The organism is Streptomyces tremellae (genome assembly GCF_039540215.1).
In the GTDB taxonomy this organism is placed as follows: Bacteria; Actinomycetota; Actinomycetes; order Streptomycetales; family Streptomycetaceae; genus Streptomyces; species Streptomyces tremellae.
Genome location: NZ_BAABEP010000023.1, coordinates 53,050 through 65,255, shown reverse-complemented (window position 1 = coordinate 65,255; position 12,206 = coordinate 53,050). Strand labels below are relative to the sequence as shown.

The window sequence follows — 12,206 nt, the reverse complement described above, 5'->3', positions numbered from 1 at the left end:
AGTGGGAGAGACTCACCACTCGCGAGGGCGCCCTTGTGCCGCCACGGAGGCTGAGCGGCCGGTGCCGCATCGCGGTTCGCCTGAAGGTCGCCTACCACGCCGCGGCGGTAGGCGACCACCGGGCGGTGCTCAGGCGTGGCTGGACGCCAGGATGCCGGTGTCGTAGTGCTTGGCGTACCCGTTCTCGACGCCCACGAGGATTTCGACGATCTCGAAGTAGTGGTCCCAGAACGGCGTCTCGCGCAACGCCTCGATGACCAACTGGAAAGCCTCGTGATCGCGTGCCTCCCAGACCCAGATGTCGGTAACGCGGGCCGTGTAGAACTCGGTGTCGAAGTAGCGCCAACGGACGTCATCGGCCTTGTCCTTGATGGCGGGCAGAACGTTTTCCTGGAAGGCGGCGACACGCTCCGGAACGGACAGGTCCAACCAGGCGCGGTTGGTCTTGAGGAGGATGAACGCCGTTACGGCGGGCTCGAAGTCGGACATGGAAGATCTCCTCGCAGGGCGTTGGATGGCGGTCACGATGCGGTGCCGCAGGCACCGCTCAGGATGTCCTCGACCAGGTCGGGGCGGGGTCGGAGTCCAGTCGGGAAGCTCGCGCGTGCGGGTGCCCGTGGCCCCTGCGCCGAAGACGTGCATGGATGTCCCCGACCGTTTTCGGTTCAACGTGTATCGAAACCATAGGGGGTATCGACACACGGTGTCTAGTTATTCGGCGGGGCAGTAACAGGTCAGGCTGTCTCGCTACCGTGGCGGGATGATCGGGACGAAGGGCCGCGGTGGTCGGCCCCGCGGCGAGCAGGCGCGCGAGGCCGTCCCGCACGCCGTCGACGACCTGCTGTTCGAGGTCGGCTACGCGGCCCTGACCATGAAGGACATCGCCATGCGGGCGGGCGTCGGGCGGCAGAGGGTCTGCCGCTGGTGGTCGACGAAGGCGGAGGTCCTCTTCGAGGCGTGTGTGGACGACGCCGAGGAGGAACTCGCCGTCGCGTATCCCGCTCGCCGAGATCACGTCCCACCTCGACGCGCTGGTGCGCTTCCTCGCCCACTCGCCGGCCGGAGCCGGCTGCCGCGCCCTGCTCGCCGCCGCGCAGCGGGATCCGGCGGTGAGACGGTTGCTCGCGACCAAGGACGTTCTCGGCGCCGGCGCGAGTGCCGGCCTGCGTCGCATCGACCCGACCCGACCCGGTCGGGTCGGCGATCACGCGATCAACCCGCTGATCGGCCCGGCCTTCTTCTGGATCGTGAGCGGGCGCGACCCGGCCCAGCTCGCCACGCACGAGCCGGCACGAGGCTTCCTCCGTGACCTCGGATCCGAGGAACCCTGAAGGCGCGCTGGCCATGCCGCTCCCGATCACGCATCGGCGGCTGTCATCGGAGTTGCTGAATCGATGTCGATGCGCCGCTGTGGAGCACACCGAGTCCGATCAGCGTCACGGGCGCGAGCGACGGGATCGGCGCCGCCGCGGCACGTGCGCTGCGCGCGAAGGGGCACACGGTGGTCGTGGTGGGCCGGTCGCCGGACAAGACCAGGGCCGTCGCGGAGAGGCTCGACGCCCCTTCCACATCGCCGACTTCGCCCGGCTGGACGACGTCGGGCGGCTGGCGGGGGAACTCGCCTCCGCCCACGCCCGCATCGACGTGCTGGCCAACAACGCCGGGGGCGGCGAAGTCGGAGGACATCCTCTTCACCACCGAACTGGACCGGCGCCACCGCGCGGCCGGCATCGCCGCCGCCTGTTTCCACCCGGGCGACGTCGCGAGCGGCTTCGGTTCGCAGACCACCAGCCGCGTCATGGGGTTCGTCGCCGGGAACAGAATCGCCCGGTCCTTCCTCGCCACCCCCGAGAAGGGGGCGGAACAGCTCGTGCGGCTCGCCGAGGGCGTGCCGGGCGCGGACTGGCGGCAGGGCGCGTACTCCTGCAGGCGCGAAGCCACCCGGCCGCGCAACCGCCGAGCCGTCGACGCCGACTTCGCCCGGCGGTTCTGGGACCGCTTTGAAGAACTCCTCGCCGGCCGCCTGCCCGGGGCCGCCCGCTGACGCAGGCGGCCGGACCCGGCGCGTTCGCACGGGACGCGCACGCCGGTCAGCCCGTGGGCAGGCCGGTCCTGTCCCGTTCGAGTACGGCGCGCAGCTCCGAGAGGACCTGTACGGCGGCCGGCCCCGAGGGGCCGCCGAGTACGTCCGCGGTCAGCTCGGCCAGGGCCGTGGTGAACGTCGCCTCCGCCGCCCCGACGAGCCGCCGGCCGCCGGCGGTCAGGTCCAGCAGCGAGGAGCGGCGATCCGAGGGGTTGGTCCGCCGCCGCACCCACCCCTGCTTCTCCAGGCGGTCCACGCCCTTGCTGGTCGCGCCGATCCCGATGGCGAACTCGGCTGCGAGGTCCGCCACCCGGGACCCGGGGTGGTCGCGCAGGAAGCGGAGGAACTCGAACTGCGAGGTGACGATGGTGTGCCGTTCGCGGAGCCGGTCGTTCAGCGCGTTGTAGAGGCGGGTCTCGCAGCGGACGAGATCGGCGAAGAAGGCCGGGAGGTCGATCGGGCCGCGGTGTGGCGTGGATGCCATGGCATATATCCTAACCTAGATGCCTGGGCATACAGTTCTTCGGCATGCACTGGTGCGACGGAGGTGGCGACGAGCAGGCGGCAGCGCGCGGAGATCGACGCGATGGCCCGACGACCCGAGTCGGCGGGGCCCCGGCCGGCGGGCCCTCGGTCCGTGGAGGAGATGCGCGCCGGGTTCAGGGCGATGATGGGGAGGATGATCGTCCCGGCCGGGATCCGCACGAGGACCGTGACGCTCGGCGGCCGGCCCGCGGTGTCCGTCGAGCCGGCCGGCCCTTTGAAGGCCGGGACCGTCCTCTGCTTCCACGGCGGCTCCTACGTGCTCGGTTCACCGGAGACGGCGATGTCGCTGACGGGGAACCTGGTGGCCAGGACCGGGTTCAGGGCGCTCTCGGTGGATTACCGGCTCGGCCCCCGAGCACCCGTTCCCCGCCGCGATCGAGGACGGACTGAGCGCCTGCCGCGCACTTCTCGACGGCGGCGAGGACCCCGCGGCGATCGCGTTCGCCGGCGACTCCGCCGGTGGCGGCCTCGCCGTCACCACCTGCCTCGCCGCCCGCGACGCGGGTCTGCCCCTGCCCGCCGCTGTCGTCGCGTTCTCTCCCGGGCTCGACGCGACCAGGACAGGCGAGAGCATGCACACCAAGGCGGGCGCCGACCCTTTCTTCACGCGTGAGGGCCTGGAGCGCACCGGAGCCATGTACCGCGCGGGACAGGACCCCCGCGGCCCCTGCTCAGCCCCGCCGTCGTCGCCGACCTGACGGGCTTCCCGCCGATGCTCCTGCAAGTGGGCACCAACGAGATGCTCCTGGACGACTCCACCCGCATGGCCACGCGCGCGAGGGACGCGGGAGTGGGCGTCGTCCTGGACATCACCGCCGACGTCCCGCATGTCTTCCAGGCCTTCGCCGGCGGGACGAAGCGGACGAGGCACTGGACCGTGCCGCTCTCTTCCTCAGCCAGCACATCAGCACCGGGGCCACGGCAACCACGCCGACAGACTGAAACCCGCGGACGGGCCGCCGCGGGCCGCAGCGCGGAGCCGGTCGGGACGTGCCCGCCGTTCGGCGCGTACGGTCCGTGCCACGAGCGGGCGCGGCGGCGCCGGCGTGGCCCGGCGGGGCGCTACTGCGCGCGGGCCGCCGCCGACGCCTGGGACTGGCCGCGGGCGACGATCTGGCGGAAGGCGAAGTCGGAGATGTCGTCGCCCGCGGTGAAGACGGGCTTGTCCCCGGCGGTGACCGCGCGGCGGGTCTCGAAGCCGCCGACTGTGAAGTAGGCGTAGCGACCGTAGGAGTTGGTCGTCGTGCGGCAGACCGTGACGCGGCAGAAGACCGGGACGCCCGCCCCGGAGAGCGACGCCACGCCGCCCCCCGGGCCCTGGTCCTTCACGGCCTGCGCCTGCGACTCGCGGTCGAAGACGGCCACGCCGACCGTGACCGCGACGCCGTCCCTGGTGTAGGTGGCGCGCAGCAGCCGGGTGCAGCCGTGCGCGGTGAGCGACGTGCCGAGGGCGCCCTGGGTGGCGGCCGCGCAGCTCGTGGTGGACGCCGTGGCGCCCTTGACGTAGGTGCGACCGCCGATCGTCAGTCGCTTGCCGGGGAACAGGGTGCCCGTGCCGAGCGGCGCCTTGTCCTTCGCCGCGCTGTCCACGAAGTCCTTCGGGTCCGGCGGCGGTTCGGGCGCGACCGACGAGAACGACGGCTCGGGCGAGGCCGATTCGCCGGGCAGCGGGGGCAGCGCCTGCGAGCCGCCGGGGCTCGGGCTGCCGTCCGCGTCGGCGGTGCCGCCGCCCGCCGAGACCACGGCCGTCGCGACGATCGCTCCCACCGCACACGTCGCGAGCGCGATCCCGCCGATCAGGAACCACCGCCTGCGGCGGCCGCGCGCCTCGGACGCCTCCGCGAGCGCCGACCAGTCGGGGGTGGTGGAGGCGCCGGGCCTGCCCTGCTCCGGCGGCCAGGGCTGCTGCGGTGGCAACGGCCCTGCCCCCGGCGGGGGTTGCTGCGGCTCGTGGCCGTAAGCGGGGCCGTACGGATTCTGCTCGCGCGGCTCGGAGCCGCCACCCCACGGGGGTCCCCCCTGCCCAAAGCTCATGCCCGGAGTTTACGGCCGGGAGCGGGTGCCGCGGCCCCCGGGGAGCCGGTAAACGGCTGGGGCGCCGGGCCGCGCGTACCGCACAATGCGCACCATGGGACATCTCGAAGCCGCGCACCTTGAGTACTACCTGCCGGACGGGCGCCCGCTGCTCGGCGACGCCTCGTTCCGGGTGGGCGAGGGTGCCGTCGTCGCGCTCGTCGGCGCCAACGGCGCGGGCAAGACGACCCTGCTGCGGCTGCTCTCCGGGGAGCTCGCGCCGCACGGCGGCACGGTCACCGTCGGCGGCGGGCTCGGGGTGATGCCGCAGTTCGTCGGCTCCGCGGTCGCCGGCGCCGGAGGCGAGGACGAGCGGACCGTGCGCGACCTGCTGGTCTCCGTCGCGCAGCCGCGCGTACGGGAGGCGGCAAGCGCCGTGGACGCGGCCGAGCACGCGATCATGACCGTCGACGACGAGCGCGCCCAGATGCGGTACGCGCAGGCGCTCAGCGACTGGGCGGAGGCGCGCGGCTACGAGGCGGAGACCCTGTGGGACATCTGTACCGTCGCCGCGCTCGGCGTCCCGTACGAGAAGGCGCAGTGGCGGCTCGTACGCACCCTCAGCGGCGGCGAGCAGAAGCGGCTCGTGCTGGAGGCGCTGCTGCGCGGGCCCGACGAGGTGCTGCTCCTCGACGAGCCGGACAACTACCTCGACGTGCCGGGCAAGCGCTGGCTGGAGGAGCGGCTGCGCGAGACCCGCAAGACGGTGCTGTTCGTCTCGCACGACCGGGAGCTGCTGGCCCGCGCCGCCGAGCGGATCGTGAGCGTGGAGCCGGGCCCCGCGGGCTCCGACGTGTGGGTGCACGGCGGCGGTTTCGCCACGTACCACGAGGCGCGCCGCGAGCGCTTCGCGCGCTTCGAGGAGCTGCGGCGCCGCTGGGACGAGGAGCACGCGCGCCTGCGGGCCCTCGTGCTGCGGCTGCGGCAGCAGGCGGAGAACAGCCCCGACATGGCCTCCCGCTACCGCGCCATGCAGACCCGCTTCAGGAAGTTCGAGGAGGCGGGCCCGCCGCCGGAGCCGCCGCGCGAGCAGGACATCCGCATGCGGCTCGGCGGGGGGCGCACCGGCGTGCGCGCCGTGGTCTGCGCCGACCTGGAGCTGACCGGGCTCATGAAGCCGTTCTCGCTGGAGGTCTACTACGGCGAGCGGGTCGCCGTCCTCGGCTCGAACGGCTCGGGAAAGTCCCACTTCCTGCGGCTGCTCGCCGGCGAGGACGTCGCCCACACCGGCACGTGGCGGCTCGGCGCCCGCGTCGTGCCGGGCCACTTCGCGCAGACGCACGCCCACCCGGAGCTGGCGGGACGCACCCTGGTGGAGATCCTCTGGACCGAGCACGCGCGCGACCGGGGCCGTGCGATGTCCGCGCTGCGCCGCTACGAGCTGGCCGCCTCCGGCGAGGTGCCCTTCGACCGGCTCTCCGGCGGGCAGCAGGCGCGCTTCCAGATCCTGCTGCTCGAACTGAGCGGGGCGACGGCCCTGCTGCTCGACGAGCCGACGGACAACCTGGACCTGGAGTCGGCCTCCGCACTCCAGGAGGGCCTTGAGGCCTTCGACGGGACCGTGATGGCCGTCACGCACGACCGGTGGTTCGCCCGCTCCTTCGACCGCTTCCTCGTCTTCGGCGCGGACGGCGCGGTACGGGAGGCCCCGGAGCCGGTGTGGGAGGAGCAGCGGGTGGCCAGGGCCCGCTGAGAGCCGCTCCGGGCCTGGGTGTCCGGGGCACGGGGCCGCGAAGGGGCGCGGGGGCCGCTGAGCCGGTTCCGCCGGGGCGCCAGGGGCCGCGTCCGGCAGGGGCCGGGGCGCGGGCAGGAGCACCCCAGGAGGGCCGTAAAATCGGGGGTGCCGACCGGATGCGAGGCCGTCAGCGCGTTTTGACCCGTGCGGGTGGGCCCGAGTATCCTGCTGGTTCGTTGTGCGTATTGGCTGTTTCATTCTCACGTGAGGGGCCCTTACGCCGGTCCACCGGGCCGATGACCAGCGGAGCATGAGCGGGTTGCGTCACCTGCTGTCTCCAGGCTGTCGTGATCGTCCGGGTGGCCAGTCAGGACCCATTCACGAAGAAGCGAAGGCTACGACCGTGCGTACGTACAGCCCCAAGCCCGGCGATGTCACGCGCCAGTGGCACATCATCGACGCGCAGGACATCGTCCTGGGCCGTCTGGCGACCACCGCCGCCACCCTTCTCCGGGGGAAGCACAAGCCGATCTACGCGCCCCACATCGACACCGGTGACTTCGTCGTCATCATCAACGCCGACAAGGTGCACCTCTCCGGCAACAAGGCCACGCAGAAGATGGCCTACCGCCACTCCGGCTACCCGGGTGGCCTGCGCTCCGTCCGCTACGACGAGCTGCTCGCCAAGAGCCCGGAGAAGGCCGTGGAGAAGGCCGTCAAGGGCATGCTCCCGAAGAACACCCTGGGCCGTCAGATGCTCAGCAAGCTGAAGGTCTACGCGGGTGACCACCACCCGCACGGGGCGCAGCAGCCCGTCCCGTACGAGATCAGCCAGGTCGCGCAGTAGTTCCGGCCACCCCCTAAGACGAAAAGAAATCTGAGGAGAATCGTGGCCGAGACCACTGCCGAGCAGACCCCTGTCGAGGGCGAAGAGACCTTCGCCGAGGTGACGACCTTCGAGTCGGAGGTGCCCGTCGAGGGCGAGTACACCTCCGAGTCGCTGGCCTCCCGTTTCGGTGACCCGCAGCCCGCCGCGGGCCTGGGCCGCCGCAAGAACGCCATCGCCCGAGTCCGGATCATCCCGGGCTCCGGCAAGTGGAAGATCAACGGTCGCACCCTTGAGGACTACTTCCCCAACAAGGTGCACCAGCAGGAAGTCAACGAGCCCTTCAAGGTGCTCGAACTCGACAACCGCTACGACGTCGTCGCCCGCATCGCGGGTGGCGGTGTCTCCGGCCAGGCCGGCGCGCTGCGCCTCGGCGTGGCCCGCGCGCTGAACGAGGCGGACGTGGACAACAACCGCGGCCCGCTCAAGAAGGCCGGCTTCCTGAGCCGCGACGACCGCGCCGTCGAGCGCAAGAAGGCCGGTCTGAAGAAGGCCCGCAAGGCGCCGCAGTACAGCAAGCGCTAATCCGTCCCGGAGGGTCGCGGGGCGGTGCGGACCCGGTCAGGGGCCGCGCCGGGACCGGCCACCCCCCGTACGACGTACATCGTTCGCCCCGGTGGCAGTCAGTGCCGCCGGGGCGTTCGTTTTTATCCAGAGCGCCGGGCGTATAACAGCATCAAGCGCTCAAAAGACATTGCGGAGGGAGAGCTGTGGGACGACTCTTCGGTACGGACGGCGTGCGCGGCGTCGCCAACGCGGACCTGACGGCCGAGCTGGCGCTCGGCCTCTCGGTCGCCGCGGCGCATGTACTGGCCGAGGTGGGGACGTTCGAGGGGCACAGGCCCACAGCGGTGGTGGGGCGCGACCCGCGGGCCTCGGGGGAGTTCCTGGAGGCCGCCGTCGTCGCGGGGCTCGCCAGCGCGGGCGTGGACGTGCTGCGTGTCGGCGTGCTGCCCACCCCGGCGGTCGCCTACCTCACGGGCGCGCTCGGCGCGGACCTCGGCGTGATGCTCTCCGCCAGCCACAACGCGATGCCGGACAACGGCGTGAAGTTCTTCGCGCGCGGCGGCCACAAGCTCCCCGACGAGCTTGAGGACCGTATCGAGGCGCTGTACGACAAGCACCGCACGGGCGAGCCCTGGGACCGGCCGACCGGCGCGGGCGTCGGCCGCGTCCGCGCGTACGACGAGGGGTTCGACCGGTACGTCGCGCACCTCATCGGGGTGCTGCCCAACCGGCTCGACGGCCTGAAGGTCGTGCTGGACGAGGCGCACGGCGCCGCGGCCCGCGTCTCGCCCGAGGCGTTCGCGCGCGCGGGCGCCGAGGTCGTCACCATCGGCGCCGAGCCCGACGGGCTCAACATCAACGACGGCTGCGGCTCCACCCACCTCGGTCAGCTGAAGGCCGCCGTGGTCGAGCACGGCGCCCACCTCGGGATCGCGCACGACGGCGACGCCGACCGCTGCCTCGCCGTCGACGCGGCGGGCGAGGAGGTCGACGGCGACCAGATCCTCGCTGTCCTCGCGCTCGCGCTGCGCGAGCAGGGCGGGCTGCGGCACAACACGGTCGTCGGGACCGTGATGTCGAACCTCGGCTTCAAACTGGCGATGGAGCGTGAGGGGGTGACGGTGGTGCAGACGGCGGTCGGCGACCGGTACGTGCTGGAGTCCATGAAGGAGCACGGCTACGCGCTCGGCGGCGAGCAGTCCGGCCATGTGATCATCCTCGACCACGCGACGACCGGCGACGGCACGCTCACCGGCCTGATGCTCGCGGCCCGCGTCGCCGCGACCGGCAGGACCCTGGCCGACCTCGCGGGCGTGATGCGGCGGCTGCCGCAGGTCCTGGTGAACGTCCCCGACGTCGACAAGTCCCGCGTCGCCACCTCGGCCGACCTGGCGGCGGCCGTCACCGAGGCGGAGACCGAACTCGGCACCACGGGCCGGGTCCTGCTGCGCCCCTCGGGCACCGAGCCCCTGGTGCGCGTGATGGTCGAGGCCGCCGACATCGACCAGGCGCGCTCGGTCGCGGGCCGCCTCGCGGACGCGGTGAAGTCGGCGCTGGGCTGAGGCACCGCTCCACGGCATACGGCGAGGGGGCGCGGACCGTACAGGTCCGCGCCCCCTCGCGTTCGCGGCGGTCCGGCAGCGGGGACCGGCCCCTTCGGCCCGCCGGACTCAGTGCGCGACCGGGCTCAGTGCGCGACCGGGCTCCGCTGCGCGGACGGCCCCGTCCCGTTCAGCTCCGCGTCGACCTGCTCCAGCGTACGGCCGCGCGTCTCCGGCAGGCGGCGGTGCAGGAACAGCAGGCCCAGTCCGCCGAAGACGGCGTAGAGCCAGAAGAGTCCGCTGGGGGTGATGGCGTTGATGGTGGTCAGCACGGTCACCGAGATGAGCAGGTTCAGGACCCAGTGCGTCGCCAGGCCCGCGCTGCCTGCCTTGCCGCGGATCTCCGTCGGGAACACCTCGCTGTTGACCAGCCACATCGCAAGGCCCAGGCTGGCGGCGAACGAGGCCTGGTAGATCATCAGGAAGGACAGCAGCACCACGGCCCACACACCGTGCAGGTCGGTGAAGGCGTAGACGGCGCCGATCACCACGAGGGACAGCACGACGAGACCCGTGCCGCCGAGTACGAGCGGGCGGCGGCCGATGCGGTCGACCAGCATGAGGCCGGCGAGGGTGAACACGACGTTGGCGATGCCGAGCCCGACCGACGACAGAATGGCCGCGGACGAGCCGAAACCGGAGCCGGTGAGCAGCGTCGGGGTGTAGTAGGTGACGGCGTTCACGCCCACGAGCTGGTTGGTGGCCGCCACGCCGACGCCCAGCACGATGCCCGGTCGGAAGCGGGAGCCGAGCAGGTCGCGGAAGCTGTAGCGGTTCTCCGCGTGCATGGCGGCGGTGATCTCGGCGACCTCGGCCTCGACCTCGGCCGAGGCGCGGCCTCGGGCGAGCAGCGCGCGGGCCTCCGTCTCACGGCCCTTCGACAGGAGCCACCGCGGGCTCTCCGGCAGCATCGGCAGCGTCACCAGCATGGCCAGCGCGGGCAGCGCGGCCGCGGCCAGCATCCACCGCCACGCCCGCGCGTCGGAGAGCGCGTATCCGGTGATGTACGACGCCAGGATCCCGGACGAGATCATCAGCTGGTTCACCGAGACCAGCCGGCCGCGGCGCTCGGCTGGGGCTATCTCGGCGATGTAGGCGGGCACGGCGACCGAGGCGGCGCCGATCGCGATGCCGAGCACCACACGGGCCGCGAGCAGCACGGTCAGCGTGGCCGCCGTCCCCGAGACGACCGCCCCCGCGAGGAACAGTGCCGCGACCGCGAGCAGCGTACGGCGCCGGCCGACCCTGTCCATGATCGATCCGCCGCTCGCGACCCCGATGATCGCGCCGACGAGCAGGGACGCGACCACGACCTCTTTGGCCTGGTCACTCAGGCCGAACTCGGGCCCGAGGTAGAGCAGTGCCGTCGAGATGATGCCGGTGTCGTAGCCGAACAGCAGGCCCCCGAATGCCGCGATCACCGTGGCCCCGGCGGCTCGGCCCGTGCGTCGGTCCCCGACGACAGCGCTGTCGTTCATTCCTCGACTCCCATGTCTAGGCCCGGTGCCGCACGCCCTGCGGCACCGCGTCGGCGCGTTCCTCCCGGCGGAGGCGCCTTCCGAGCACAGTAGACGGTTCCATGTCACCGATGTCAATGGTCATGAAGACACCGGTGTCATGGCCGGTGTCGCCCCCCTGTGACCCGGCCCCGGGGCCGGGTCCGGCACCGGCGCGGATAGACTCGCGCCGAACCAGTCCGCGCACACCGCCCAGCGGTCCGTCGAAAGGCCCGGCACCGTTCAATGACCACGATGCGAGACGTCGCGGTGCTCGCCGGTGTGAGCGCGAAGACGGTGTCGCGCGTGTTCAACGGCGACGAGCACGTCCTGCCCGAGACCCGGAAACGCGTCGAAGAGGCGCTGCGCGAGCTGAAGTACGTGCCCAATTCCGTGGCGACCACGTTCCGCACGGGGCGGGCCCCTGTCATCGGTGTCGTGGTGCCTGATCTGCTGGACCCGTTCTTCGCCGCCGTCGCGGAGTCGGTCAACCGGGTCGCGGTGGACCAGGGCATGTCCACGGTGGTCGCGAGCACGGGCGAGGGCGCGGAGCGTGAGAGCGATCTCGTGCGGCAACTGCTCGCCCAGTCGCTGAGCGGCCTGGTGATCGCACCGGTCGGGACGGACAACTCCTACCTCGCCCGGTGGCGCGACCGGCTGCCGATCGTGTTCGTCGACCGGGCCCCGTCCGGCGTCGCGGCCGACGCGTTCCTGGAGGACGACGAGGGCGGCGCGCGAGCCGCGGTCGGGCACCTGGTGGGGCACGGACACGAGCGCATCGCCTTCGTCGCCGACATCGCCGAGGTGCAGACCAGCCGGAACCGACTCCTCGGTTACCGCCGGGCACTGGAGTCGCGCGGTATCGAGCACAGGGAGGAGTACGAGGTGTTCGGCGCCCTGGACCGGGCCAGTGCGGCGGACATCGCCGAGCGGCTGGCCGGACTGCCGACGCCGCCGACCGCGATCTTCTCCTCCAACGCCCGCAGCAGCATGGCTCTCGCCCCGGTGCTGCGGGACCGGCGCTTCGCCTTCGTGGGCTACGGGGATTTCCCGATGGCCGATCTGCTCACCCCCGCGCTCACGGTCGTGAACCAGGACCCCGAACTGCTCGGCGACTACGCCGCGCGGCGCGTGTTCGAACGGCTGGCCCACCCGAAGCGCCGCTTCCGCCGCAGGACGGTGCTGCCGGTCACCATCATCGAGCGCGCGTCCTGCCGTCCGGCCCCGTCCTGAGTGCCGTCCGGCGGAGCCGAGCCCGAACGGAGCCCGAGCCCGGACCCGGAGCCGAACCCGAGCGCGAGCCGAGCCCGAACCCGAGCGCGAGCCCGGATTTGAACCC

Annotated in this window: 11 protein-coding genes and 4 pseudogenes; 11 read left to right on the top strand and 4 right to left on the bottom strand. The window is 72.4% G+C overall.

From position 1 onward, the window contains the following. Positions 1-129: 129 nt before the first annotated feature. Positions 130-489, bottom strand: coding sequence for a darcynin family protein (locus ABEA77_RS17585; RefSeq protein ID WP_345647992.1), 360 nt, complete (start codon positions 487-489; stop codon positions 130-132). A 271-nt stretch (positions 490-760) separates the two neighbouring features. Here ABEA77_RS17585 and ABEA77_RS34000 point away from each other — a divergent pair. The 4 genes and pseudogenes from ABEA77_RS34000 to ABEA77_RS17570 all read left to right on the top strand — a co-directional run. Continuing rightward, positions 761-901, top strand: a pseudogene (locus tag ABEA77_RS34000) (TetR/AcrR family transcriptional regulator); the annotation flags it as partial. 58 nt (positions 902-959) lie between these two features. Beyond that, a complete protein-coding gene (locus tag ABEA77_RS17580; RefSeq protein WP_345647989.1) occupies positions 960-1,331 on the top strand; it encodes a hypothetical protein in 372 nt (123 codons plus the stop codon). A 59-nt stretch (positions 1,332-1,390) separates the two neighbouring features. Further along, positions 1,391-1,501: pseudogene (locus ABEA77_RS17575) on the top strand (hypothetical protein); the annotation flags it as partial. Between the two features lie 297 nt (positions 1,502-1,798). Further along, positions 1,799-2,044 carry a hypothetical protein gene (locus ABEA77_RS17570; RefSeq protein WP_345647987.1) on the top strand — a complete coding sequence of 82 codons (246 nt, stop codon included), beginning with the start codon at positions 1,799-1,801 and terminating at the stop codon, positions 2,042-2,044. A gap of 46 nt (positions 2,045-2,090) precedes the next feature. On the opposite strand, the gene ABEA77_RS17565 is transcribed toward ABEA77_RS17570, so the two are convergent. Continuing rightward, positions 2,091-2,567, bottom strand: a complete 477-nt coding sequence (locus ABEA77_RS17565; RefSeq protein WP_345647984.1) for a MarR family winged helix-turn-helix transcriptional regulator — start codon at positions 2,565-2,567, stop codon at positions 2,091-2,093. 102 nt (positions 2,568-2,669) lie between these two features. Here ABEA77_RS17565 and ABEA77_RS17560 point away from each other — a divergent pair. Then, positions 2,670-2,936, top strand: a pseudogene (locus ABEA77_RS17560) (hypothetical protein); the annotation flags it as partial. Positions 2,937-2,964: 28 nt separating this feature from the next. Then, positions 2,965-3,407, top strand: a pseudogene (locus tag ABEA77_RS17555) (alpha/beta hydrolase fold domain-containing protein); the annotation flags it as partial. Between the two features lie 284 nt (positions 3,408-3,691). On the opposite strand, the gene ABEA77_RS17545 reads toward ABEA77_RS17555, so the two are convergent. Next, positions 3,692-4,663 carry a hypothetical protein gene (locus ABEA77_RS17545; RefSeq protein WP_345647981.1) on the bottom strand — a complete coding sequence of 324 codons (972 nt, stop codon included), beginning with the start codon at positions 4,661-4,663 and terminating at the stop codon, positions 3,692-3,694. 94 nt (positions 4,664-4,757) lie between these two features. Here ABEA77_RS17545 and ABEA77_RS17540 point away from each other — a divergent pair, with 94 nt between their 5' ends. The 4 genes from ABEA77_RS17540 to glmM all read left to right on the top strand — a co-directional run bounded on the left by ABEA77_RS17540 (position 4,758) and on the right by glmM (position 9,332). Beyond that, complete coding sequence (locus tag ABEA77_RS17540; RefSeq protein ID WP_345647978.1) at positions 4,758-6,395, top strand: ATP-binding cassette domain-containing protein; 1,638 nt, start codon at positions 4,758-4,760, stop codon at positions 6,393-6,395. Between the two features lie 385 nt (positions 6,396-6,780). Beyond that, positions 6,781-7,224: a 50S ribosomal protein L13 gene (gene rplM / locus ABEA77_RS17535; protein WP_345647975.1), complete on the top strand. Its 444-nt coding sequence runs from the start codon at positions 6,781-6,783 to the stop codon at positions 7,222-7,224. Positions 7,225-7,266: 42 nt separating this feature from the next. Beyond that, on the top strand, positions 7,267-7,788 hold the full coding sequence (rpsI, locus tag ABEA77_RS17530) for a 30S ribosomal protein S9 (protein WP_425588302.1): 522 nt from the start codon (positions 7,267-7,269) through the stop codon (positions 7,786-7,788). Between the two features lie 185 nt (positions 7,789-7,973). Next, positions 7,974-9,332 carry a phosphoglucosamine mutase gene (glmM, locus tag ABEA77_RS17525; protein WP_345647973.1) on the top strand — a complete coding sequence of 453 codons (1,359 nt, stop codon included), beginning with the start codon at positions 7,974-7,976 and terminating at the stop codon, positions 9,330-9,332. Between the two features lie 125 nt (positions 9,333-9,457). Here the strand turns inward: glmM and ABEA77_RS17520 are convergent, their stop codons facing one another. Next, complete coding sequence (locus ABEA77_RS17520) at positions 9,458-10,849, bottom strand: sugar porter family MFS transporter (RefSeq protein ID WP_345647970.1); 1,392 nt, start codon at positions 10,847-10,849, stop codon at positions 9,458-9,460. Between the two features lie 273 nt (positions 10,850-11,122). Here ABEA77_RS17520 and ABEA77_RS17515 point away from each other — a divergent pair, with 273 nt between their 5' ends. Next, entirely contained in the window at positions 11,123-12,100 is a 978-nt protein-coding gene (locus ABEA77_RS17515; RefSeq protein ID WP_345647968.1) for a LacI family DNA-binding transcriptional regulator, read from the top strand. Positions 12,101-12,206: the final 106 nt, after the last annotated feature.